Annotated in this window: 20 protein-coding genes and 1 pseudogene; 3 read left to right on the top strand and 18 right to left on the bottom strand. The window is 40.2% G+C overall.

Annotated features, from left to right (window positions below):
- Positions 1–72: 72 nt before the first annotated feature.
- The 3 genes from nusB to yajC are packed head-to-tail and all read left to right on the top strand — an operon-like array spanning position 73 to position 1,777.
- The gene (nusB, locus tag HW120_RS11635) at positions 73–1,017 is read left to right on the top strand and encodes a transcription antitermination factor NusB (RefSeq protein ID WP_177734275.1); all 945 of its coding nucleotides are present in this window, start codon (positions 73–75) and stop codon (positions 1,015–1,017) included.
- Positions 1,018–1,035: 18 nt separating this feature from the next.
- A complete protein-coding gene (locus HW120_RS11640) occupies positions 1,036–1,494 on the top strand; it encodes a DUF1573 domain-containing protein (protein WP_177734276.1) in 459 nt (152 codons plus the stop codon).
- A 7-nt stretch (positions 1,495–1,501) separates the two neighbouring features.
- Entirely contained in the window at positions 1,502–1,777 is a 276-nt protein-coding gene (gene yajC, locus HW120_RS11645; protein WP_177734277.1) for a preprotein translocase subunit YajC, read from the top strand.
- 435 nt (positions 1,778–2,212) lie between these two features.
- Here the strand turns inward: yajC and HW120_RS17850 are convergent, their stop codons facing one another.
- The 18 genes and pseudogenes from HW120_RS17850 to HW120_RS11730 form a co-directional block, all read right to left on the bottom strand.
- A complete protein-coding gene (locus HW120_RS17850; RefSeq protein WP_394353045.1) occupies positions 2,213–2,554 on the bottom strand; it encodes a T9SS type A sorting domain-containing protein in 342 nt (113 codons plus the stop codon).
- A 654-nt stretch (positions 2,555–3,208) separates the two neighbouring features.
- Positions 3,209–8,959: pseudogene (locus HW120_RS11650) on the bottom strand (beta strand repeat-containing protein); the annotation flags it as partial.
- Complete coding sequence (locus tag HW120_RS11655; RefSeq protein ID WP_177734279.1) at positions 8,940–10,082, bottom strand: ABC transporter substrate-binding protein; 1,143 nt, start codon at positions 10,080–10,082, stop codon at positions 8,940–8,942. The pseudogene HW120_RS11650 and the gene HW120_RS11655, both read right to left, overlap by 20 nt.
- A gap of 66 nt (positions 10,083–10,148) precedes the next feature.
- Positions 10,149–10,739, bottom strand: a complete 591-nt coding sequence (locus HW120_RS11660; RefSeq protein ID WP_177734280.1) for a phage tail protein — start codon at positions 10,737–10,739, stop codon at positions 10,149–10,151.
- A gap of 283 nt (positions 10,740–11,022) precedes the next feature.
- Positions 11,023–11,640: a DUF6705 family protein gene (locus HW120_RS11665; protein WP_177734281.1), complete on the bottom strand. Its 618-nt coding sequence runs from the start codon at positions 11,638–11,640 to the stop codon at positions 11,023–11,025.
- A gap of 201 nt (positions 11,641–11,841) precedes the next feature.
- Positions 11,842–12,462, bottom strand: a complete 621-nt coding sequence (locus tag HW120_RS11670) for a DUF6705 family protein (RefSeq protein WP_177734282.1) — start codon at positions 12,460–12,462, stop codon at positions 11,842–11,844.
- Between the two features lie 63 nt (positions 12,463–12,525).
- Complete coding sequence (locus HW120_RS11675) at positions 12,526–13,986, bottom strand: hypothetical protein (protein WP_177734283.1); 1,461 nt, start codon at positions 13,984–13,986, stop codon at positions 12,526–12,528.
- A gap of 258 nt (positions 13,987–14,244) precedes the next feature.
- Positions 14,245–14,820 (bottom strand): YdeI/OmpD-associated family protein, encoded by a 576-nt coding sequence (locus HW120_RS11680; protein ID WP_177734284.1) that lies wholly within the window; start codon positions 14,818–14,820, stop codon positions 14,245–14,247.
- Positions 14,821–14,832: 12 nt separating this feature from the next.
- Complete coding sequence (gene pepT, locus HW120_RS11685) at positions 14,833–16,074, bottom strand: peptidase T (protein ID WP_177734285.1); 1,242 nt, start codon at positions 16,072–16,074, stop codon at positions 14,833–14,835.
- A 78-nt stretch (positions 16,075–16,152) separates the two neighbouring features.
- Complete coding sequence (locus HW120_RS11690) at positions 16,153–17,145, bottom strand: DUF3667 domain-containing protein (protein WP_177734286.1); 993 nt, start codon at positions 17,143–17,145, stop codon at positions 16,153–16,155.
- Positions 17,146–17,232: 87 nt separating this feature from the next.
- Positions 17,233–17,445: a hypothetical protein gene (locus HW120_RS11695; protein ID WP_177734287.1), complete on the bottom strand. Its 213-nt coding sequence runs from the start codon at positions 17,443–17,445 to the stop codon at positions 17,233–17,235.
- 16 nt (positions 17,446–17,461) lie between these two features.
- The gene (locus HW120_RS11700; protein WP_218618719.1) at positions 17,462–18,559 is read right to left on the bottom strand and encodes an MBL fold metallo-hydrolase; all 1,098 of its coding nucleotides are present in this window, start codon (positions 18,557–18,559) and stop codon (positions 17,462–17,464) included.
- Between the two features lie 79 nt (positions 18,560–18,638).
- On the bottom strand, positions 18,639–19,199 hold the full coding sequence (locus tag HW120_RS11705) for a TetR/AcrR family transcriptional regulator (protein WP_177734289.1): 561 nt from the start codon (positions 19,197–19,199) through the stop codon (positions 18,639–18,641).
- A 100-nt stretch (positions 19,200–19,299) separates the two neighbouring features.
- Entirely contained in the window at positions 19,300–20,418 is a 1,119-nt protein-coding gene (locus tag HW120_RS11710; RefSeq protein WP_177734290.1) for an ABC transporter permease, read from the bottom strand.
- Positions 20,415–21,521 (bottom strand): ABC transporter permease, encoded by a 1,107-nt coding sequence (locus HW120_RS11715; protein ID WP_177734291.1) that lies wholly within the window; start codon positions 21,519–21,521, stop codon positions 20,415–20,417. The genes HW120_RS11710 and HW120_RS11715 overlap by 4 nt, the downstream gene beginning before the upstream one ends.
- Before the next feature lie 9 nt (positions 21,522–21,530).
- Complete coding sequence (locus HW120_RS11720; RefSeq protein WP_177734292.1) at positions 21,531–22,271, bottom strand: ABC transporter ATP-binding protein; 741 nt, start codon at positions 22,269–22,271, stop codon at positions 21,531–21,533.
- 5 nt (positions 22,272–22,276) lie between these two features.
- Positions 22,277–23,188, bottom strand: a complete 912-nt coding sequence (locus HW120_RS11725; protein ID WP_177734293.1) for an ABC transporter ATP-binding protein — start codon at positions 23,186–23,188, stop codon at positions 22,277–22,279.
- Positions 23,189–23,193: 5 nt separating this feature from the next.
- On the bottom strand, positions 23,194–24,090 hold the full coding sequence (locus tag HW120_RS11730) for an HlyD family secretion protein (RefSeq protein WP_177734294.1): 897 nt from the start codon (positions 24,088–24,090) through the stop codon (positions 23,194–23,196).
- Positions 24,091–24,097: the final 7 nt, after the last annotated feature.

The raw sequence follows: 24,097 nt of genomic DNA on the forward strand, positions 1-24,097 counted from the left end.
ATATTTCATAATTTTGCGGAGCGAAAGAATTTTTCTTTCGCTTCTTTAATTTTTAAAAGTTCTTACAGCAGGATGTTAAACAGAAGACATATTCGTGTGAAAGTGATGCAGTCAATATATGCCATGCATCAAAATAGTTCAGATAATCTTGAAAAAGAGGAGAAATTCCTGTTCTATAGTATAGAAAATATTCAGGATTTATACCTCATTATGCTTTCTTCTCTGGTAGAAATCAAAAGAGCAGAAGAGGATTTCATCGATAAATCGAGTAAAAAGCACCTTGCCACTAAGGAAGAACGCAATCCCAATAAAAAATTTGTCAGCAATGCCGTTTTGGAAATCCTTTCCGAAAACAATTCGTTAAGCATTGCGTTAGAAGACAGAAAAATCAACAACTGGAAAAATAACGACGATTATATCCTTATTTTATTGGATGACATCAAAAACAGTAAGTTGTATGCCGACTACATGCACAATGATGTGAATGATTTTGAGGAAGACAAGCAGTTTGTAGAAGATATCTTTACCGAAATAATTGCACCGAATGAAAAGTTATACGATTATCTGGAAGATAACAAACTAACATGGGTGGATGATATTCCATTGGTAAATACCGCTATTCAGAAGCAGTTAAAGCAAATTAAGGATACCAATCCGGATGCTGTTATTGTACCGAAGCTGTATAAGGATATTGATGACAAGGAGTTTGTTCGAAACTTATTCCGCAAAACGATCCTTAACAATTCGGAGTTAACCAAAGAATTTATTGATAAGACACCTAACTGGGATGCAGAACGTATTGCCGAGATTGATGCCATTATCCTTAAAATGGCGATTTGTGAATTTTTAAAATTCCCGTCTATTCCGGTAAAAGTAACAATTAACGAATATTTAGAAATTGCGAAAGAGTATTCTACTCCAAAAAGTAGTATTTTTATCAACGGAATTTTAGATAATCTGGTTAAAGATTATCAAAAAGAAAATAAACTGATCAAAACCGGCAGAGGTTTAATGTAAAATTGTAAAAAAACAAATATGATTAACAAAACTCTTGGAATGTTAGCCATAGCTTCATTAGTGCTAACAACTTCTTGTAAAAAAGAAAATGCATCGGATAAAATTGATGATGCGAGTGTTGAGCTTGCCACTAAAAACAACGAAGCTTCAGGGAAATTACCTGTAATTAAATTCAACGAAGAAGAGCACAATTTCGGAACAATCAACGAAGGAGATAAAGCGGAAACTGTATTTACAGTTACCAATGAAGGAGAAGCCGATTTAATTATTGTAAATGCACAGGGAAGCTGTGGATGTACGGTACCGGAATGGCCAAAAGAACCAATCAAACCGGGAGCTTCTGTACCGTTGAAAGTTACTTTTGATTCTACAGGAAAACCGGGACAACAACAAAAAACAGTTACATTAACAACCAATACAGCTAAAGGAACTGAAACAGTTACAATCAAGGCTGAAGTAACGCCAAAAGCTAAATAATTTAAATATGGGACAAATAAGTCAGTTTTTACCAATAATATTAATGTTCGTGGTGGTTTATTTCTTAATGATCAGACCGCAACAGACAAGACAGAAAAAAGAAAAACAATTTGAAAAAGATATTAAAGTAGGGGATAAGATTGTTACCAAATCCGGTATGCATGGAAAAATCGCTGAACTTTATGAGGATACAATCGTAATTGAAACGATGGCCGGAAAACTTAAATATGAGCGTTCCGCTATTTCAATGGAATTAAGTATGAAAGTAAACGCTCAGAAATAATTCTTACTTTGATTACAACATAAAAAAAGCAACTCGAAAGAGTTGCTTTTTTTATGCCCATTCCTAATTCATCATTCCTAATTCATCATTCCTAATTCATCATTCCTAATTCATCATTCCTAATTCATCATTCCTGATCCATCATTCCTGATCCATCATTCCTGATCCATCATTCCTGATCCATCATTCCTGATCCATCATTCCTGATCCATCATTCCTGATCCATCATTCCTGATCCTTCATTCCTGATCCTTCATTCCTGATCCTTCATCCCTGATCCTTCATCCTTCATTCCTGATTCCTAATTCTTCATTATCTATTGCCTTTTGCTCTTTGCTCTTTGCTCTTTGCCCTTTGCTTCCCCAACCACCTTCCCCTAAAAACAAAAACATCCGCATATAGCGGATGTTTTCTTTTTATTGAGTTCGATCAGAACTATTTGTTTGTTTTGATCAGTCTCTTAGTTGTTTTACCTTGATCGGTTACGATGTTGAAGATGTAAACACCCGCTTCGAATTGATCAACATTAATGCTGCTCTCTTCGTTGTGTAAATTCTGACGCAACACCTGACGTCCGTTCATATCGAACACAGTCACGCTTGCATTAGAAATGTTGTTCATCAATTTAATCGTTACTGTAGTAGTAGCCGGGTTAGGATAGATGTTAACCAGCATTGTGCCGAAATCTTTAACACTCATTCCTGGCTCAACTAAAACAATTGCTGTTGCAGTACTACAGTTAGTACTGTTTGCAACCTCACAGATAGAGTAAGTCATTGTATACGTTCCCGGAGTAGTTCCTACAGGTACGTTTATCTCACCATTGGCATTGATTGTAGCACCGGTTAAACCACCGTTGTTAACTAATGTGATGGTTATGTCGTTATCGTTAACCGGAAGACCGTTTAAGGTATCGTTTAACGTAACATCACCAGCAACACCACCAGAACCAGCATAAACAGGAGTAGTAGTGAAATTGTCATTAACAGCAAGAATAACAAGATTGTTAACCGTTAATACACCAGCGGTTGTAGCAATTGCAGTACAAGTACCGTTAGCCACATTCGCTCTGAACTGATATCCATTGTACGATACCGGTACATTTGTTAATGTAAGGGTACTGGTTGTTGCTCCTGAAACTACAGGGTTTGTTCCACCATTATTGATATCATTCCAGGTACCACCATTGTTAGTACTCACTTGCCACTGATAAACAGTTGCGTTAGTTGCCGTAACTGTGAAAGTTGCATTTCCACCAACAGTAATAGTACTGTTACCCGGTTGAGAAGTAATGTTAACAGCAGCCGGTTGTGTGATTGTGAACGATTGTGTTGCACTACATCCGTTAGCATCTGTAACTGTTACGGTATAGGTACCGGCAGCAAGACCAGAAGCGGTTGCAGCAGTTCCACCAGTTGGAGCCCAAACATAAGTATAAGCACCTGTTCCACCCGTTACTGCTACAGTAGCAGAACCATTAGATCCACCGTTACAAGCAACATTCGTTTGAGCTGAAGCTGAAGCTACTAAAGCAGCAGGCTCAGTAATTGTGAACGATTGTGTTGTACTACAACCATTAGCATCTGTTGCAGTTACAGTATAGGTACCGGCAGTTAATCCTGTTGCAGTTGCAGCAGTTCCGCCAGTTGGAGCCCAAACGTAAGTATAAGCACCTGTTCCGCCTGTTATAGCTACAGTAGCCGAAGCGTTAGCACCACCATTACAAGAAACGTTTGTCTGCGCAGCAGCCGTAGCGACTAAAGCAGCAGGTTGTGTAATTGTGAATGATTGTGTTGCTGTACATCCGTTAGCATCTGTTGCAGTTACAGTATAGGTACCGGCAGTTAATCCTGTTGCAGTTGCAGCAGTTCCACCAGTTGGAGCCCAAACATAAGTATAAGCACCTGTTCCACCTGTTATAGCTACAGTAGCCGAAGCGTTAGCACCACCATTACAAGAAACGTTTGTCTGCGCAGCAGCCGTAGCGACTAAAGCAGCAGGTTGTGTAATTGTGAATGATTGTGTTGCTGTACATCCGTTAGCATCTGTTGCAGTTACAGTATAGGTACCGGCAGTTAATCCTGTTGCTGTTGCAGCAGTTCCACCAGTTGGAGCCCAAACGTAAGTATAAGCACCTGTTCCACCCGTTACTGCTACAGTAGCAGAAGCGTTAGCACCACCATTACAAGAAACATTTGTCTGAGCAGCAGCCGTAGCGACTAAAGCAGCAGGTTGTGTAATTGTGAATGATTGTGTTGCTGTACATCCGTTAGCATCCGTTGCAGTTACAGTATAGGTACCGGCAGTTAATCCTGTTGCAGTTGCAGCAGTTCCACCAGTTGGAGCCCAAACATAAGTATAAGCACCTGTTCCACCCGTTACTGCTACAGTAGCAGAAGCGTTAGTACCACCATTACAAGAAACGTTTGTCTGTGCAGCAGCCGTAGCGACTAAAGCAGCAGGTTGTGTAATTGTAAATGTTCTTGTGATTGTACAGGCGTTAGCATCTGTAATTGTACACGTATATACACCAGCTGCTAAACCAGAAGCAGTTGCAGCAGTTCCACCAGTTGGAGCCCAAGAATAGGTATATCCAGGAGTACCACCGGAAACGTTAACAGTAGCGACACCATTAGTACCACCGTTACAAGAAACTGTAGTCATCGATGTAGTAGCTGTTAAAGCAGAAGGCTGTGTAATTGTAAATGTTCTTGTAATTGTACAGGCGTTAGCATCTGTAATTGTACAAGTATATACACCAGCTGCTAAACCAGTAGCAGTTGCTGCAGTTCCACCAGATGGAGCCCAAGAATAGGTATATCCAGGAGTACCACCAGAAACGTTAACAGTAGCTACCCCGTTAGTACCACCGTTACAAGCAACAGTAGTCATGGATGTTGTAGCTGTTAAAGCAGCAGGTTGTGTAATTGTAAATGTTCTTGTGATTGTACAGGCGTTAGCATCTGTAATTGTACACGTATATACACCAGCTGCTAAACCAGTTGCAGTTGCAGCTGTACCACCAGACGGAGCCCATGAATAGGTATATCCAGGAGTACCACCGGAAACGTTAACAGAAGCTACACCATTAGCACCACCGTTACAAGAAACAGTAGTCATCGATGTTGTAGCTGTTAAAGCTGTTGGTTGTGTAATTGTAAATGATCTTGTTAATGTACAGGCGTTAGCATCGGTAACAGTAACAGTATAAACACCAACGGCTAAACCAGTAGCTGTTGCTGCAGTACCTCCAGACGGAGCCCATGAATAAGTGTAAGGAGCTGTACCACCAGAAACGTTAACAGAAGCTACACCATTAGATCCACCATTACAAGCAACAGTAGTCATTGATGCAGTAGAAGTTAAAGCTGTTGGTTGTGTAATGGTAACTGATCTTGTAATAGAACAAGCGTTAGCATCTGTAACAGTAACAGTATAAACACCAACGGCTAAACCAGTAGCTGTTGCTGCAGTACCTCCAGACGGAGCCCATGAATAGGTGTAAGGTCCTGTTCCTCCTGAAGGGGTTACAGTAGCCGTACCATTCGAACCACCGTTACAAGAAACTGTAGTGAATGAAGTCGTAGCTGTTAAAGCAGCTGGTTGTGTAATCGTAAATGATCTTGTGATCTGACATGCATTAGCATCTGTAATTGTACAAGTATATACACCAGCCACTAAACCAGTAGCAGTTGCAGCTGTACCACCAGATGGAGCCCATGAATAGGTATATCCAGGAGTACCACCAGTAACGTTAACAGTAGCTGTACCGTTTGATCCACCGTTACAAGAAACAGTAGTCATCGATGTAGTAGCTGTTAAAGCTGTTGGTTGTGTGATTGTAAATGTTCTTGTTAATGTACATGCATTAGCATCGGTAACAGTAACAGTATAAACACCTGCCGCTAAACCAGAAGCTGTTGCTGCAGTACCTCCTGACGGAGCCCATGAATAGGTGTAAGGAGCTGTACCACCAGAAACGTTAACCGTAGCTACACCATTTGATCCACCGTTGCAGGCAACAGTAGTCATCGATGCAGTAGAGGTTAAAGCTGTTGGTTGTGTGATTGTGAATGATCTTGTTAATGTACATGCATTAGCATCGGTAACAGTAACAGTATAAACACCTGCTGCTAAACCAGAAGCTGTTGCCGCTGTACCTCCTGACGGAGCCCATGAATAGGTGTAAGGAGCTGTACCACCGGAAACGTTAACCGTAGCGACACCATTCGAACCACCGTTACAAGCAACAGTAGTCATCGATGCAGTAGAAGTTAAAGCTGTTGGTTGTGTAATAGTAACTGATCTTGTGATTTGACAAGCATTTGCGTCAGTGATCGTACAAGTATAAACACCTACAGGTAAACCAGTAGCAGTTGCTGCACTACCTCCTGACGGAGCCCATGAATAGGTGTAAGGTCCTGTTCCTCCTGAAGGGGTTACAGTAGCCGTACCATTCGAACCACCGTTACAAGAAACCGTAGTGAATGAAGTAGTAGCTGTTAAAGCAGCAGGTTGTGTAATTGTGAATGTTCTTGTTAATGTACATGCATTTGCATCAGTAATCGTACAAGTATAAACACCTACGGATAAACCAGTAGCAGTTGCAGCTGTACCTCCTGTTGGAGCCCATGAATAGGTATATCCAGGAGTACCACCGGAAACGTTAACAGAAGCTGTACCGTTTGAACCACCGTTACAAGAAACAGTAGTAAAAGAAGTAGAAGCTGTTAAAGCTGTCGGTTGTGTAATTGTAAATGATCTTGTTAATGTACAGGCGTTAGCATCGGTAACAGTAACAGTATAAACACCTACGGCTAAACCAGAAGCAGTTGCTGCAGTACCTCCAGACGGAGCCCATGAATAGGTGTAAGGAGCTGTACCACCAGAAACGTTAACTGATGCTACACCGTTTGAACCACCGTTACAAGCAACAGTAGTCATCGATGCAGTAGAAGTTAAAGCTGTTGGTTGTGTAATGGTAACTGATCTTGTAATAGAACAAGCGTTAGCATCTGTAATCGTACAAGTGTAAACACCTACGGCTAAACCAGAAGCAGTTGCTGCAGTACCTCCAGACGGAGCCCATGAATATGTATAAGGTCCTGTTCCTCCTGATGGAATTACAGTCGCTGTACCGTTTGAACCACCATTACAAGAAACTGTAGTAAAAGAAGTGGTTGCTGTGAAAGTAGCCGGTTCTGTAATCGTGTAGGTTTGAGTCTTAGTACAGCTGTTTAAATCGGTTACGGTACAAGTATAGGTACCTGCCGCTAAACCGGTAGCTGTTGCCGCTGTACCTCCTGTTGGAGCCCAAGAATAGGTATATCCCGGAACACCGCCGGATACAGTTGCTGTAGCCGTACCATTGCTTCCGCCATTACAGGCAACATTCGTCTGTGACGGTGTAATTGTAATAGCTGTTGGCTGAGAAACCGTAAAAGTTCGGGTAGCTGTACAGCTGTTAGAATCCGTGATCGTACATGTGTAAGTTCCTGCTGCTAATCCGGTAGCGGTTGCTGCAGTTCCTCCTGATGGCGCCCATGAATAAGTATATGGTGGCACTCCACCTGTAACATTAACACTTGCTACACCGTTTGATCCTCCGTTACACGATAAATCGGTTCTGGAAGTGGTAACAGACATAGCGGTTGGCTGAGTAATTGTAAAGCCTCTTGTAATGGTACATCCGTTGTTATCGGTAATAGTACAAACATAATTTCCTACTGCTAAACCGGAAGCGGTTGCTGCAGTTCCTCCAGACGGAGCCCATGAATAGGTATATGGAGCAGCTCCTCCTGTTGGTACTACTGTAGCGACACCATTAGAACCACCATTACAGCTTACATTTGTTTTGGATGATGTTGCTGTTAAAAGAGATGGTTGGGTAATGGTAGCAGATCTGGTAATGCTGGTTCCTTCGTTATCCGTAATCGTACAGGTATAAACACCTACAGCTAAACCAGTAGCTGATGCAGCTGTACCTCCAGACGGAGCCCATGAATACGTATAAGGCGTTACACCTCCTGATGCCGTAACGGTAGCCGTACCGTTTGAACCTCCGTTACAGGAAACTGTAGTAAAAGAAGTTGTCGCGGATAAAGCTGCGTTCGTTGTAAAAGTTAAATCACTTCCATAAGCGGTTCCTGATGAATTGATAGCATACGCTCTGAAATGGATAGTCGTAGCAGATGGTAATGACGAAATAACCGAACTAAAGGTTCCGGTGCCGCTTCCGATAATTACTTTGTTGTCTGATGTCGTTGGATTGGCTCCTAAAGCCCATACAACTCCTCTTTCGGTAACAGAAGCACCACCATCGGCAGTTACGTTACCACCTAAAGTAGCTCTTACTGCACCTACATTGGTTGCTGCAGTTGTTGTTACTGTTGGGTTTACAACAACGGTACAGTTTACATTTGGTGCCGGGTAATTAGCCGGTAAGATTCCTAAAGTTAATGTACCGGTTTTAGTCCAGTTTGCTGTATTGTTAATAGCTGCTCGTAAAGCAGCCGCAGTTCCGGTTAAAGTTCCGTTATACTTGCTGTAGGCAAGTTCCGGTCCCGGTGCCGGGAAAAGTGAAATACAGTTTACTCCGTTCGTAAGTCCTGCCGGAACAATACTTTCGGCTGTACCAGCTGTAGTATCTACATTCCAGGTAGTAACGGGATCATAGTTGGTACTGTTGTAGTCACCATGAACACCGGAAATAAAGATCGGGCTGGCTGGTCGAACTCCGGATGTACTTTGGTACGCCAGAATCTGGTCTCCTCCCGATAAGTTAAAGTTGGCATTTAAAGCAATACTAACTCCTGATGTACCGGTTACGGTAAAATTATCAGCTGAAGTTTCTACAATCGAAATGATTGTTCCACAGGGTACCGTTGAAGGAATAACCCATTGTAAGTGGGTCTCTGTATTGTTGGCCCAACCTGTTGTTGTCCATCCCTGTTCCGTAAAGTAAATAGTTTCACCGGCCGGAAGGGGCTTGAGGGCGATAAATGAAAACCCGTCTGTGGTACCGAAATCATAGCCGATAAAGGCGATGTCTCCCGGTCCGAGGGTTTGCGCTTTTGTATTCTGCTGTACAAAAAATGTACAGAGGAATACGAGGGTTGCGAGTAATCTCTGCTTCATGTGAATAATAATTGAGGTTAAATTTTTAATGACATAAGTAGGCATTTTGCCATCCACCGATTTTTGGGGGCATATCCTGTTCCGTTACTTCATCGATAAAGTGTCCTTCGTTTACCAGTGTAGTCACCCGGTTAAAAAACACTTGATCATCCGAATTGCGTTCCAGTTTATAAATGTGATGATCAAATTTTGTACGGTTCGTTCCGGGATCAAATTGTATTGATCCTCGTGGCCCTTCGGTTTTTACTGTGCTTATATGTCGTAATAAAGTGCGTGTATCGGTTGCTTCGGCTGTTTCCAGTAGTTGTGCCAGTAGTGCACCATTTTCGTAGCCTAATAAAGCAAATACGGTTGCCGGCTCGTCATATTGTGCCTTAAATTCTGTATTGAAAGTACAGTCAGAAGTTTGAGCATAATTCTCAAACCAGGAGGCTACTACATATAACGGGAATGCATTGGATTGGTATTCGTTTATAATCGTATCGTTTATAGCAAAAGGGGTAGTGTAAAACGTGTATTGCTCCGTTACTTTGTTGTCACGGATAAAAGCAGCGTTTTCTTCGGCATATAAACCGCTATAGAATGCAAATACGACTTCAGGTTTATAATGGTCTAATGTTAACTGCATGCATTCGGCTTCGTTTTCTCTTGGGTAGAAAGGTGTAATGTAATGTCCGGAAAATAGAATATCGTTTTTACTTAATGATGTTTCTATAGCCGACAACATTCCGTAGCCGGAATCGTAGTAGGAGGTAGCTGAAGCAATTTTATCATATTGCTGTGCTGAAAAATGATTACCGAGCAGGAAACATGATTCGGTTAGTCCGTATGAATTGATATAGACACCTTTTTGCTTTTTCATGGCATACGGAACCGTAGCCCCAATGTCGGAAGCAATCAGTAATATATCATTATCGGAAGCATATTCGTATACCCTGGACATATTGTGATGGCCGAAAAATCCGATAATAATATTAATACCTTCCTGAAAATAAAATTTCTGGATTTTGTCTATTATTAACTCTTCATCGGAACCAATTCCAATACTTTCAACGTAATATCTGGCATTCAGGTTATTGAGTTTGATACCACGTATAAAATCCCTGTCCAGTTTTTTGTACTGTTTGGATTGCGGGATCAATAGTCCTATTTTAGTTTCTATACTCATGTAAAAAAAATAATAGGAGAGGATGAACGTATTCTTCCTCTCCTAAGATTAACTTGTTTACTTTCGTTAATTACGAGAAGGGAAGATACCGTATAATGCGATACTTGTGTAGATCCCTAAATAAGGGTTACGGATAGAGAATGGAGTGTTACTTCCTGCAATACCTGTACTTCCGCTAATAGCCGTAGTAATGTTACCTACTTTGTCTGTCCCTGAAAAAGGCGGTTCGCTATAGGTATTTGGAGCTGCTCCACCAGTACCAAAACTGTTGTTTCCGTTATCGGATTCATTAACCGGGTTACCGGTATTGGTATGGATAACTGTTGAAACATTTACCTGTCCTGCTCCTGTTCCCGGAACTATCGGGTGAACGTGAGCCGGTACGTTAGCAAGTGATAAGGTAATATTTTGTGCTCCTCCTGATTCTCCCCACTGAACTGGTGTTAATCCTGGTCCTGATCCCGGGTGAACGATAGAACGTCCTCTTAAATCAGGTAAAGCAAATGTAGTTTGTCCGTTTCCTCCGAAAGTAGTTCCTAACAAAGAAAATAAAGCCGTGTTTTGGGCAATTGACATAATTTGTCCGTCGCAAAAAGCCCATTGTGCTGGTGCGAAACCAAATCCAAACGCCTGGATTTGTCCAATAATTTGTTCCATAAATGTAAATTTTGTGGTTAAGTTTATACAAAAATAGACAGATTGGTAGGATGGATATCAGGTAGAATTACGTGTTTTTGTAAGAAGCTTGTATTATTTGTAGTAAATTAATAATAATATAAGTATATTTTAATCAAATATACGATAAGTTGTTTTTATTTTAAAGATTTGCCGTTATCTGTGCGAAAGTCATATTCGGACATGGCGATAAGGAAAGTAATGGATAACCAACGTTAAAAGCCCGTAAAATACAGGGTTTATAAAAGAGGCTGCTTTTATATTTCTAATTCACTTTTGTTAGTGTTACGTTAGTGGGTATTGTAAAAGTGCTTGGCTGGTCTAAGCCACGCATTCCCATAGGTAAAGTTACCTCCCATTGCGCTGTATCAGGATTAACCGGATTGATTATCATTTCTAATCGTTCTGTTACCCCTGTCGGATATGATGGGTTTAGCGGACCTGCTACATCATAAATGGTACCAGTCATTTTGTATGGCTCCGTTGGTTGGTTGGACATTACAATAGTGGGCCATGGGGTGACTGAATTACCTATATTTTTTTCAGATGTATAAATGACCTGTTCGTTTGGCTGCCCGTAATTCTGAACTAATTTATAGTGTCCGCATAATTCGTCTATATAAAACTTCGGATTTTCATTGATGTAGCTGACTTTCGTTTCTTTCCAAAATCTTATAACAAAAGTTTGGTTTCCGTTTTGGTAAATCCAGGTTCCGATAAAAGGGGTAAAATAGTTGTTTACATCCTTATAGTAATAAGTAATTAGAGAACTCTTTTTAAAATTAGAGTTATAAAATTGTCTTATGTCCTCTATTTTCTCTGTCTGTGCGTAAGAAAAAAAGACTGTAAATATTAATAAAAACAGGTATACTATTTTTTTCATAATATATGTGTTTAACGGGATTAACTTATCTCATACTAAACGGATATATAATCACTAATTAAAAAATATGTCTATGTGATATAACACACAATACCTAACAGCAATTAGGTCAGCTGTAACAAACAAATTGCAGCAATATCGTCACTAAATAGTAGTACCAAAAAGTATATAAAACCCGATAAAACTTCCCGGCTTTTTATGTTACTGATTAACTTTTGTTAGTGTTATGTTAGTGGGTATTGTAAAAGTGCTTGGCTGGTCAGAAAGACGTATACCCGGCGGTAATTTAACTTTCCATTGCGCCGTATTAGGATTAGCCGGATTAATTATCATTTCTAAATCCCCCCTTACCCCTGTTGGGTACGAAGGGTTTAATACACCGGCAACGTCAAAAATAGTACCTCTCATTATATATGATTCCATTGGCTGATTTGCCATAACGATAGTAGGCCACGGCGTTATTGAATTACCTACATTTTTTTGTGAGGTATAAATCACCTGCTCGTTTGGCTGCCCGTAATTTTGAACTAATTTATAATGTCCTTTCAACTCATCAATATAATGCTTTGGTTTTTTATCAAGATAGGCACTTTTAGTTTCCTTCCAGAAGTTAATAACAAAAGTTTGGTTCCCGTTTTGGTAAATCCAGGTTCCGATAAATGGGGTAAAATAATTATTTATATCCTTATAGTAATAAGTATAAAAAGAGCTTGTTTTAAAATCGGAATTGTAAAATTGTCTTATTTCCTCAATTTTTTCCTGTTGTGCGTAAGAAAAAGAGACTGTAAATATTAATAAAAACAGATGTAATATTTTTTTCATAATATGAATGTTTTTAGTTTGAACAAGGTGTTTTAATAACTTTTGACGTTTTAGAGTCATACTCTAACTTTTCAAGTTTGTAAAAGTAGCGTCAACTTCAAATAAAGATATACCCAAATTTGCTTTCGACATAAAATTTAAGAACTTTTTTGTATCATTTTCGGGGTTAGAGTTCGCGTGTATACCATTAATTAAATTATAAAATTCATTATACCTCTCAGCATTTTCTGTCACTCTTTTCATATCTAACACTGTACCAATCGCTAAATTTTCGCCACAAGGATAACAGAAAGCTTCTAAACAAGAGGCGCAGTTTATCGTCATCGCATATCGTGTGCCGTCGGCAGTAGCCACATAAAAAACAAAATCACCGGTATCAATTTTTCCTTTTTGGATTAAATTACTTATTGTTGCCATATCGTCAAAAGAAAATATGGAATAAGTTCCTTGCCCATCAGCCCCGGATGCATCATGTGTATGTGCTATCATTGTATATTTTGATGGCGGATTTAAATTGATTTCGATAGTGCCGCCACTTCCTACCGGTACTGTCTGAACTGGATCGGGCGTTTCCGCTGTAGCTGATTTGTCAATAAATATCCCGTTTTCATGACTATCTGAGGTGGTGGCCGCTAAATCGATTAAAGATTGTTTTAAACCCGGGAATTTGGCCATTTGTTTGCTGATCGTTTTACACTTAGTGATCAGGTCTAAATCAAAAACCGGAGCGGTAAGTACCGGAGGATTCGTATTAGAACCCGGAGCAGTTCCGCTGCCATTTCCGGCTCCTGCATGTCCGCCGCCGGGGTCACTGCCCTGACTACCCTGATTAGCACCAAACCATCCGCCGGCTCCGGCACCCATACTTCCGCCACCGGCAGTCATATCGCAGGTGGTGGTGGTTACCTCCGTTAAGTGATTGGGGTTGTTACAATATTGGGTGGCCACATGCGGTGTTGTAGAGCCGCTACCCGACCAGGACTGGTCACACATCATCACGGTAGCCGTAACACAGTGTAATTCTTTCTCCGCTATGGCAATATTATAGGTAATGGGCGTGATATGAACAGCTCCTTTAAAATGGAATGAATCGTGTTCTTCACTGGGCGCTAATGGCTCTGTTGGCAAATATTTAAAGAGATAGGCATCCGTTTGCCCGATACTGTCCGTGTCTATGACAAGGTTTTCAAAATAGTCCGGATTTTGGACTTCTCTTTTTATCTGAAAAGTATAGGAGGTTTTGCCTTTATGCTCCAATACTTTTGCCTGGTCCGGCAGGATGGTAAAACCATATTCTGCCTCCATAACGGTTTTGGATTGTGCCGGTTTACTTTTGCTTAGTTTCGAAATTGCGTTAACAAAATGTTGTTCGTTCAGCAGCGCGTCAAAAGTGCTGTTTCTGATTTTTATATTTTCCCGGTAGTTGTTCTTTTGCAATACCTCTTCTTCAAGTTCACAACTAAAAAGAGCCAACAGCATAAAAGTTAGAACAGGAAAGCAGGCGTGTAATTTGCTAATTTTCATAGTGATACGTTTTGGAACTGCGAATCTTGTAATTTTTATTGAAATAACAATTATGGATTGGCATAAAAATCAGGAGTTGAGTATATTTGCGTATATAAGTACCTCTTTTTGGATAAAAAAGGGTGTAATCGGGAGGGAATTTATAACGATACAGCGAAATGATTCCGGAAAAACGGCGGTATCATAAAGCTGTTTTTAAAAAGAAAAAGCCCCGAAACGGAGCTTTTAATATTGTTTGAAGACAGGCAGCTAAAAAATTTAGCGGTACTTGTCATTCAGTCCGATACCACTTAAAATAAACGGTTTGATTTTTTCAAAACGACTTTGCTTTGTTTTTTTCTGTTTGGCAGTAGCAATGTATTCCAGGAATTCTTTTTGCTTGTAAGGCGTAAATTGTTCAAAAGCAGTTTTTAGTTCCGGATCGTTCTCCAGTTCCTTTTGCAGGTATTCGGATACGATTGCTTCTTTTTTTGCCGGTTTGTAGACCATTCCGGCTTTTTCATTGGCTATGGCTTCCTGAACGTATTGTAAAATCAGTTTTTCGTTCATCCCGGCTTTCGACTGGAAGCGCCATTGGCGTAAAGCCTTGGTAACGCCTTCCTGGGCGTTAACCAAAACTTTATGCTCATCTTTTAAATAAATACCGTTGAAAAACCAAATGCCAACATAGGATTTAAACCCGCCAATTCCCAAAACGTTTTTCCCGTTACAGGTATAGGTAGGGCCGCCCCATTTTGTTGTTTCGACCAATTCGGTTTTTAGAAGTATGGATTTTAAATAATCGAGCTCTTCTTCCCATTGATTGGTCTTATCCCATTGGTGTTTTTCTTCCATCGGTAATGGAAATTATTTTTTTAAAGCTGTTAATTCCGCAATTTTTACAATCACATCCACTGCTTTTTGCATGCTTTCTACCGGTACATATTCGTATTTTCCGTGGAAATTGTGTCCGCCGGCAAAAATGTTCGGGCAAGGTAAGCCCATATAGGAAAGCTGGCAGCCATCTGTTCCGCCACGAATAGGTTTAATGATCGGTTTAATACCCAGTTCTTTCATTGCCTTTTCTGCAATTTCCACAATATGGATTACCGGTTCCACCTTTTCACGCATATTGTAATAACTGTCTTTTATTTCACAGCTAACAATATCACCGCCAAATTGTTTTTGAAATTTCTTGTTGATTTTCTTCGCGATTTTTTCGACAACAACTTTACGTTTTTCGAATTTTTTCTTATCGTGATCACGAATAATCAATTCCACTTTTGTTTCCTCAATACTACCGCTGATGTTGGTTACGTGGAAGAAACCTTCATAACCTTTTGTTTCCTGCGGTGTTTCGTGTTTCGGAAGTTTTGAAATGAATTTGTTGGCCAAAAGCATGGAATTAATCATTTTTCCTTTTGCATAACCCGGGTGAACACTCTTTCCTTTAAAGATTAGTTTTGCTCCGGCAGCATTGAAGTTTTCATATTCCAGCTCACCAATCTGGCTTCCGTCCATCGTGTAAGCCCAGTCTGCACCGAATTTTTCGACGTCAAATTTATGAGCTCCGCGTCCGATTTCTTCATCCGGTGTAAAACCAACTCTGATTTTTCCGTGTTTGATCTCCGGATTGTTGATCAGGAACTCCATTGCCGTTACGATCTCGGTAATTCCGGCCTTATCATCGGCTCCTAAAAGCGTGGTACCATCTGTAGTGATGATCGTTTGTCCTTTATACTGTAATAGATCCTTGAAATAATTTGGAGAAAGTACGATATCCAAATCTTTGTTCAGTACGATATCTTTCCCGTCATAATTTTCAACGATCTGCGGTTTAATGTTTGCTCCTGTAAAGTCAGGAGTAGTATCGAAATGCGAAATAAAACCAATAGTAGGAACGTCATGCTCCACATTACCAGGCAGTGTTGCCATAATATAAGCATTGTCATCTATAGTAACATCTTCCATTCCTATAGCTTTTAGTTCTTCAACTAATTGTTTTGCTAAATCCCATTGTTTAGCAGTACTGGGAGTAGTATCGGAATTCGGATCAGATTCTGTATCAACAGTTACATAACTGATAAAACGATCAATAATATGTTGCATTTTAAAAATTTTTGAGATACGCAAAAGTACGACTATTTCATTAAAATGAAACGCCATGCTTTTTAGAATAAATTCAAATTAATGAAGGTATAAAATTGTATAAACGATAAACATAAGCAGTACGATAAGTATCAAAAACGAGTTGATAAAAAACAACAGTAAACTCTTTATGTTCGAGATATATCGTTTTTCATGGTATAAAAACCGGTGTGCCTTAAAGAAATACGTGAATCCCCATCCGAGATAAACACAGGTAATGATGAATTGCAGCACACTGAGAAGTCCATTATCGCCCATTAAATCAAATAGCCATGAAATTGTCATGAACAGGGTAGTGCTGAGCAATAGAAACGAAAAGTAATGCAGCGTAAAAATACCGTGTTCAAAATAGTACCATTTTTTCTTATTGTGAAACAGCCATAACGAAAAAGCAAATAAGGGCAAATAGAGGAAAAGTACCTTTGGCAGGTTATGAATAAAGGATTCCCTGAATTTTGAGACAATCTCTTTTATGGTATATGTTTCGTTTATTTCGGCCAGTCTTCGTTCAAATTTAGCCATTAGTTTTGAAGGCTTTTTCGATTCCGGAAGGGTTTTTTGTATCGAATCAAATTCCCTTACAGAACGATAGTTGCCAATTTTAGTTTTGGGTATCTGGTTCTTTTCCAGGATAGAATCGACCTCTTTGTAATTGTCGTCATATTTATGCGCCTCTGCCTGTCGTGTCTGGCGGAGTGTGTCACTTTTATGATTTATTTCGGGTAATATGCCCGGAAGGAAAAAAGTAATAAAACTTATAAAAATATATAGTTTAACCGGTGCCACATATTTTTTACGCTTCCCGGACAGGTATTCTCTTGTGAGCCTTGAAGGGCGAAACAACAGGTATTGTATTGTTTTCCAGAACGCATTGTCATAATGAGTTAAATCCTCTACGAAATGTGTGAATAAATAAGAAAATGATTTACGGGATTCGGCATTTTCCTGTCCGCAGTTCGGACAATACTTTTCAGTGACAATTTTTCCGCAGTTTAAACAATCGATATGATCGCGTATTTTTTCGTGGCTCATTATTAGATTTATTGATGCGATAAAAATAATAAAAAATCACTTTTACTGATGAAATTTCAAGAATAAAACAAAATAATTACATTTTGTTTACGCACTTAGTTCTTCACAATGATAACCCAATGCGGTTATAAGATTCGTAACATCAGTTACTTCCAGTTTTTCACTGCTAACACGAAGAATTTTATCACAGTCTTCCAGGTCAAAATTAAAATGACTGATGGCCTCATTTTCGGTAAAGACACGTTCAATTTTCCGGGCGTCTTTTTTGGTTTTAACGCTTGTTTTAAAGATATATAACATTCGGTCTCAGGTTATTTTAGTTGATATTTTTCCACCATTCGGTAAAGGTTTTTTCTGCGTTCAGGTCCATTTTTTCCCCGATCATCGGCGTACACAGGCGGATGTTTTCGTTATGATTCAGGGTTCTGAGCTTTGTTATCGGTTCGTCCCAGTTGTGGTTAGCCAGAGAAAACTTACTCCAGTGAACCGGTAGTAACCGGGAAGTCCGAAGATCCCGGGCAACCTGTAAAACCTCTTCCGGCATTAAATGAATGTATTTCCAGTTTTTGTCATATTGCCCGCATTCAATAATGGCAAGGTCAAAAGGACCAAACTGTTCCCCGATTTTTTTAAAGTGGGTATCATAACCGCCATCACCGCCCAGGAATATTTTCTTTGTTGGCGTCTGTAATACAAACGATAACCAAAGCGATTGGTTGCGGGTTAATCCTCTTCCGGAAAAATGCCTTGCCGGCGTGGTATGTACGGTAATGCCATCTGGCAGCTCGATTGTTTCATGCCAGTCTTTTTCAATAATGTGTTGGGTATCATAACCCCAATATTCAAAATGTTCACCAACACCCAAACCGCAAATCACTGTTTTCACCTTTGGCTTTAATGCTTTGATGGTTTCATAATCCAGATGATCCCAATGATCATGTGAAATAAAAAGATAATCGATTTCCGGAAGGTCATTCACGGTATAAATGTCGCTGCCGGGATAGCTTTTTGTAGTCAGGCGGACAGGAGAGGCTGCGCCGCTAAAAACAGGGTCAACCAGGATTTTAATACCATCGGTCTGAATAAAATAGGAGGAATGTCCAAACCATACAAAAGCATCTTCTTCTTTGGAAAGCGACCGTAAATCTGTTTTTTTCGACGGAATACTGTCTACAGGTTTTACCCTTGTATTTTCTTTAAATAGAAACTCCTTTAAAACGCTGTAAAAGCTGGCGCCTTCCGTCAGATCGGGCGTGAAACTGCTGTTCTGGAATTTACCGTCCCTGAAATTAGGAGAGTTCTTAATACGCTCTAACCGGGCACCGGAAGGCAGTTTTCCGAATTTTGGCTGTTGGAGAAAAAGATAAACAATTACGGTTAAGGATATGAGTATGGTAAAAATTGTAAGTAACATTTTTTTTAAGATTTTGTTCATTATTATTTTGTTGCAATAAGTTTAGATTGACTAATCACTCTATATGGTTTAAAAAAAATCAGCTAATCATGGTCCACAAGATATCAAAGGAATTATAAATCACTTCTTTCTTTGCTTCAAAGCTCAGTTTCGACTGGCGAAGGTATTGCTGCACGCCGAATATAAAATTGTTGACAATCGTAATCAGGTAATCTACCGGTAGATCTTTAATCACATTTTTACGGATAGCGGCTTCCAGCTCCTCACAGCCTTTTTTAGAAAGTTTCTGTATTTCTTCATAATCTATCTGTGACGCATAGGGTGAAGAATAGAACTGCTGAATGTAGCGAAACTGGTAGTCGTTGTCCAGTGACCACAGCATGATCGCAATAAACTGGCTTTTAAAATGCGTTTTATAATCGGTATTGGAAGCAACAGCATTTTCAATATGTTCCGCAACTTTTAATTTGATATCAATATAAAGCGCAATGATCAGGTCTTCTTTTGTCTTGTAATAATGAAACAAGGTACCGTTCGCAACACCGGCTTCCTTAGCAATTTTGCTGGTAGCGGTACCGTGAAAACCATATTCTACGAATAGTTTCAGCGCAGCGGCAAGTATTTCTTTTTGTTTATCCATGATAAGATTGACTAATCAGTCGGTAAAAGTACACTTTTTTAAAACAGTAAAAAGTATTTTGGAAAAAATTAACTTTTTACGTTGGCTTATTCATGGTTTATCAGGATGTTTTTTTATAGTTCAATACCGCCCACACATTAAGCACTACGGCAAAAAGCCCGATTTTAAGGAAATGTGGCAATACATCTTTAAAAGTACTGCCTTTCAGGACAACCATGCGCATGACTTCTATAAGATAACTCACCGGTGTGAAACGGGAAATATATTTTGCCCATTCCGGCATACTGTCGATTGCGGTAAACAAACCACCCATCAAAATAAAGATCATCATAAAGAAAAACATGATGAACATAGCTTGTTGCTGGGTATCGCAAAATGTGGAAATAAGCAGACCAAAGCCCAGAATTGCCAACAGGTAAATCCAGATAAAACCGTATAATAAAAAGATGTTTCCCTGTGGTGTTATGCCATAAACAAGCCAGGCTATCAACAGTCCTAAAGTGAAAACCACATTACCGAGAATCCAGAACGGAATGAGTTTACCCAATATAAAATGGTATTTTTTTAAAGGGGAAACATTGATCTGTTCGATGGTTCCGACTTCTTTTTCTTTAACAATATTCAGTGCCGAAAGAAAACCGCCCACCATCGTGATCAGGATTGCTAAAATGCCCGGAACCATAAACGTGTGGTAATCCAGCAGCGGATTGTACCAGTTTGAGGCCGTAATTTCAATAAGCGGAGCAGTATTGAATTTCGCAGCCGGTTGTACTTGCAAACGAATATCGGCATTGAAATTTTTCAGTATCGTATTCAGATAGGAAACGCCAAGTCCGGCTTTGACACCATTAATGGCATTTACGGCAATAAAAAGCTGTTGGTGGTTTTCCCGGACAAGATTGCGTTCAAAGTTTTTAGGTATTTCCAGGATCAGGTCGGCATCGTCATTTTCAATAAGCTGTAAAGCCTCTTTATAGGAACTGCGGTAACCGGAAAGTTTAAAATAGCCTGAAGCGGCAGCTGTGGTAATCAGCTTTTGAGAGTACGTCGAATGGTCGTTGTCCACGACAGCCAGATTGATGTTTTTCACTTCATAATCTGCGGCCAGCGGGAGAATGATCAGCTGCATGACCGGCATTACCATGATCATGACCAATATGGCTCTGTTGCGGAAAATCTGCCGGAACTCCTTTTGGAGCAAAAAACGCATCGTTCTCATTCCAGTCTTGTTTTAAAGCTTTTCAGGCTGATGATTAATAAAAAGACAGTCATTCCGAAAAGGATCAGTGTTTCCTTCCAGATGGCAGAAAACCCGAGACCTTTAATCATAATAGATTTTACAATAATGTAAAACCATTTTGCCGGAACAATGTTGGAAATCAATTGTAATGGTTTTGGCATGTTTTCAACCGGAAACATAAAACCGCTAAACAAAATAGTGGGCAGCATCATGCCCATTAACGAGATAAGCATGGCAATTTGCTGGGAACTGGTTTTAATGGAAATAAAAATACCGATGGCTAAACAGGTAATGATAAAGAGGATACTTTCCAGGAATAGCAACACTATACTGCCATTTATAGGCAAATCCAGTACAAAAATGCTTAGCAGCAATATCGTACTGACGTTAATTAAAGATAGCAACAGATAAGGAACCGCTTTGGAGAAGATCACAAAAATGGGTTTAAACGGGGAAACCAGCAAAATTTCCATGGTACCGTTTTCTTTTTCCTTTACAATTGAAATAGCCGTCATCATAACGCAGATAAGCATTAATACCAGTGCCATTACGCCCGGAACAAAATTTGGGGCACCTTTTAACTGCGGATTGTAAAGCATCTTGATCTCCGGAACAATTTGTAACGGAACCGGGTTATTCCCGTTAATTTCCGCCTGATATTCCTGTATAATGGAAGTCATGTAATTGGTAAGCGTGGTCGCGGTATTCGGATCGGAAGCATCGGCAATGATCTGGATTTGTGCCCGGTTTTCATGTACTAACTGTTCGTTAAAATGCGGAGGGAACAATACGGCAAGCTTGATCTTTCCTTTGCGGAACTCGGCTTCCATATCGGAATTCTGTGATAAAAAGGTACTGACTTTAAAATAACGGCTTGCGGTAATTTTAGTGATTATATTAGCACTGGCGACATCTTTTGCATTATCGACAATAACGATTTCCGAGTTTTTGATCTCATTCGTCAGGGCAAATCCGAAGATCAAAATCTGAACAATCGGCATACCAAAAAGGATCAGCAGCGTTTTGCGGTCCCGTATAACGTGAAGAAACTCTTTCCGGATAAAAGTGATAAACTGTTTCATAATCAGATTTTATTCGCCTCGTCTGGCAGTTCGGGCAAGCTGGTAAAACACATCGTCCATGGTAACGGCATCGTATTTTTTCTTCAGATTGGCCGTTGTATCCAGTGCTTCAATCGAACCGTCCACCATGATGGATATCCGGTTACAGTATTCCGCTTCATCCATATAATGGGTGGTTACAAAAACGGTAATTCCGCTGTTGGCCGCTTCATAGATAAGTTCCCAGAATTGCCGCCGGGTAATCGGATCGACACCGCCGGTTGGTTCGTCTAAAAACACAATTTTAGGTTCATGGATAATTGCTACCGAAAAGGCAAGTTTTTGTTTCCAGCCCAATGGCAAAGAAGCTACCAGGCTGTTGGCTTCGCTCTGTAAATGGAGTTTCCGGATCAGGGCTTCACTTTTCATTTTCAATTGCTGGTTGGAAAGTCCGTAAATTCCTCCGAAGAAACGGATGTTTTCGGCAACCGTAAGATCTTCATATAAGGAAAACCGCTGACTCATATAGCCGATATTCTTTTTAATGCGTTCGGTGTTTTTGTAAATATCATAACCGGCAATATGCGCATTGCCCGAAGTGGGCTTCGACAAACCGCATAGCATCCGCATAGCGGTTGTTTTTCCGGCTCCGTTGGCGCCCAGAAAACCAAAAATTTCCCCTTTGGAAACTGTAAAGGATATTTGGTTTACAGCCGTGAAATCGCCAAAACGTTTGGTTAATTTTTCGCAGATTATGACTTGATCTTCCATCGTGATTAGTGCAATAGTTGTATAAAACTGTCTTCTATTGTTGCTTCGGTTTTATGAATCGTTACCGCCTTCATGCCGCTTTCTTCCAGGTAATGCTGTAATTGTGAAACAGCATCGTCTGCCGGTTTTAATGCGATATGTGCAAATTCGCCAAAAGCATAACTATTAATACGGTCCGGATATTTTTCGAGTAATTGCAGCAGGGCATACATATTGGCAGCCTTAACGGCATATAACTTCTCAGGATAAGCAGCCGTAATGTTTAACGGGGTATCAATAGTCAGTATTTTTCCGTTTTGTATCAGGGCGATCCGGTCACACAGGTTCGCTTCATCCATATATGGTGTCGAAACAATAATGGTAATTCCCTGTGTTTTCAGCTTTTTCAGCATTTCCCAGAATTCTTTCCGGGAAACGGGATCCACGCCGGTGGTGGGTTCGTCTAAAAACAGTATGGCCGGTTTGTGGATCAATGCGCAGCACAAAGCCAGTTTCTGTTTCATACCGCCGGATAATTTCCCGGCTTTCCGGTCTTTAAAAGGGGCTATCTGAATGTAAATATCTTTGATCAGATCGTAATTTTCCTGTAAGGTGGTATTGAATAAAGTGGCAAAAAAGTTCAGGTTTTCTGCAATGGTAAGATCCTGGTATAAGGAAAACTTTCCGGGCATATAGCCTACAAGCTGCCGGATTTCCCGGTAATCTTTAACAATATCCAGAGCCATCACGCTGGCATTTCCCTGATCGGGAAGGAGCAGCGTTGTGAGCATTCTGAAAATACTGGTCTTTCCGGCTCCGTCAGGTCCGATCAGTCCGAACAATTCACCGGTTGCTACCGAAAAAGAAACGTTATCGACCGCAGTTTTTTTGTCTTTGCCATAGGTTTTGGTTATATTTTCAACAATAACGGCTTTCATGTTTTTTAGTTTTGATGTTTGAATTTCACATCGCCATACATACCTATTTTCAGTAAACCGTCATTGCTCACTTTGATCTTAACAGCATATACCAGATTCGCACGTTCGTCTTTTGTCTGTATGGTTTTCGGTGTAAATTCGGCTTTGCTGCTAATCCATTCGACCGTTCCGGGGTAGCTTTTTTTCGTGTCGGCATTGGTATAAACGGTAACTTTTTCATTCAGTTTTATTTGGGAAAACTGGTCACCGGTTATGTATGCTCTTAAAATAATGCTGCTCAGATCGGCAATCTTGTATAGTGGTTTTCCAATCGAGGCCATTTCTTCCGGTTCGGCATATTTGGTTAATACGGTCCCGTTTACCGGATTGATGATTCTGGATTTTTTCAGCTGATCGTTGAGCTGTCTGATCTGAACGTTTAGCGTAGCCGAATCTTCATTTAAAGAAGAGGCAGTGATCGATAACGCTGATTGGGCGGCATCCAGCTGTTTTTGTAAAATGTTTACCTGCGCATTGGCATCGTCCAGCTGTTTCCGGGTTGCCGCATCCGCTTTTACCAGGTTATTCATTCTTTGCTGTTCGTGCCGGGCCTGTTTTAGTTGTTCTTTATAGGCCGCAATTTGTATTTCAATATTGGGTTTTTTGCTCAAAGTAGCTTTTATCTGGGCTTCCAACTGCTCTTTTTTAAGCGATAGCGGAATGGTATCGATATAGCCGATAAACTGGTCCCGGGTGAGTTGTTGGCCTTCAGCTATAGCCAACGCTTTGATGGTTCCGTTTGCTTCGGCAGAAACGATGGTTTCAACAGCTTCAAACGTACCGGTTGCATCATATCCGTTTTCGGTATTGTTACAGGCCATAAAAAAAGGGATGGCAATAATGGTAAAAAGTATCTGTTTCATTCGTACG

Origin of the sequence: Flavobacterium inviolabile (genome assembly GCF_013389455.1) — a bacterium.
In the GTDB taxonomy this organism is placed as follows: domain Bacteria; phylum Bacteroidota; class Bacteroidia; order Flavobacteriales; family Flavobacteriaceae; genus Flavobacterium; species Flavobacterium inviolabile.

What these genes read in the sequence shown, in the direction of transcription:
- nusB (WP_177734275.1), top strand. Translation starts at nt 73, where the DNA reads ATGTTAAACAGAAGACATATTCGTGTGAAAGTGATGCAGTCAATATAT.
- HW120_RS11640 (WP_177734276.1), top strand. Translation starts at nt 1,036, where the DNA reads ATGATTAACAAAACTCTTGGAATGTTAGCCATAGCTTCATTAGTGCTA.
- yajC (WP_177734277.1), top strand. Translation starts at nt 1,502, where the DNA reads ATGGGACAAATAAGTCAGTTTTTACCAATAATATTAATGTTCGTGGTG.
- HW120_RS17850 (WP_394353045.1), bottom strand. Translation starts at nt 2,554, where the DNA reads ATGACTTACTCTATCTGTGAGGTTGCAAACAGTACTAACTGTAGTACT.
- HW120_RS11655 (WP_177734279.1), bottom strand. Translation starts at nt 10,082, where the DNA reads ATGAGTATAGAAACTAAAATAGGACTATTGATCCCGCAATCCAAACAG.
- HW120_RS11660 (WP_177734280.1), bottom strand. Translation starts at nt 10,739, where the DNA reads ATGGAACAAATTATTGGACAAATCCAGGCGTTTGGATTTGGTTTCGCA.
- HW120_RS11665 (WP_177734281.1), bottom strand. Translation starts at nt 11,640, where the DNA reads ATGAAAAAAATAGTATACCTGTTTTTATTAATATTTACAGTCTTTTTT.
- HW120_RS11670 (WP_177734282.1), bottom strand. Translation starts at nt 12,462, where the DNA reads ATGAAAAAAATATTACATCTGTTTTTATTAATATTTACAGTCTCTTTT.
- HW120_RS11675 (WP_177734283.1), bottom strand. Translation starts at nt 13,986, where the DNA reads ATGAAAATTAGCAAATTACACGCCTGCTTTCCTGTTCTAACTTTTATG.
- HW120_RS11680 (WP_177734284.1), bottom strand. Translation starts at nt 14,820, where the DNA reads ATGGAAGAAAAACACCAATGGGATAAGACCAATCAATGGGAAGAAGAG.
- pepT (WP_177734285.1), bottom strand. Translation starts at nt 16,074, where the DNA reads ATGCAACATATTATTGATCGTTTTATCAGTTATGTAACTGTTGATACA.
- HW120_RS11690 (WP_177734286.1), bottom strand. Translation starts at nt 17,145, where the DNA reads ATGAGCCACGAAAAAATACGCGATCATATCGATTGTTTAAACTGCGGA.
- HW120_RS11695 (WP_177734287.1), bottom strand. Translation starts at nt 17,445, where the DNA reads ATGTTATATATCTTTAAAACAAGCGTTAAAACCAAAAAAGACGCCCGG.
- HW120_RS11700 (WP_218618719.1), bottom strand. Translation starts at nt 18,559, where the DNA reads ATGTTACTTACAATTTTTACCATACTCATATCCTTAACCGTAATTGTT.
- HW120_RS11705 (WP_177734289.1), bottom strand. Translation starts at nt 19,199, where the DNA reads ATGGATAAACAAAAAGAAATACTTGCCGCTGCGCTGAAACTATTCGTA.
- HW120_RS11710 (WP_177734290.1), bottom strand. Translation starts at nt 20,418, where the DNA reads ATGAGAACGATGCGTTTTTTGCTCCAAAAGGAGTTCCGGCAGATTTTC.
- HW120_RS11715 (WP_177734291.1), bottom strand. Translation starts at nt 21,521, where the DNA reads ATGAAACAGTTTATCACTTTTATCCGGAAAGAGTTTCTTCACGTTATA.
- HW120_RS11720 (WP_177734292.1), bottom strand. Translation starts at nt 22,271, where the DNA reads ATGGAAGATCAAGTCATAATCTGCGAAAAATTAACCAAACGTTTTGGC.
- HW120_RS11725 (WP_177734293.1), bottom strand. Translation starts at nt 23,188, where the DNA reads ATGAAAGCCGTTATTGTTGAAAATATAACCAAAACCTATGGCAAAGAC.
- HW120_RS11730 (WP_177734294.1), bottom strand. Translation starts at nt 24,090, where the DNA reads ATGAAACAGATACTTTTTACCATTATTGCCATCCCTTTTTTTATGGCC.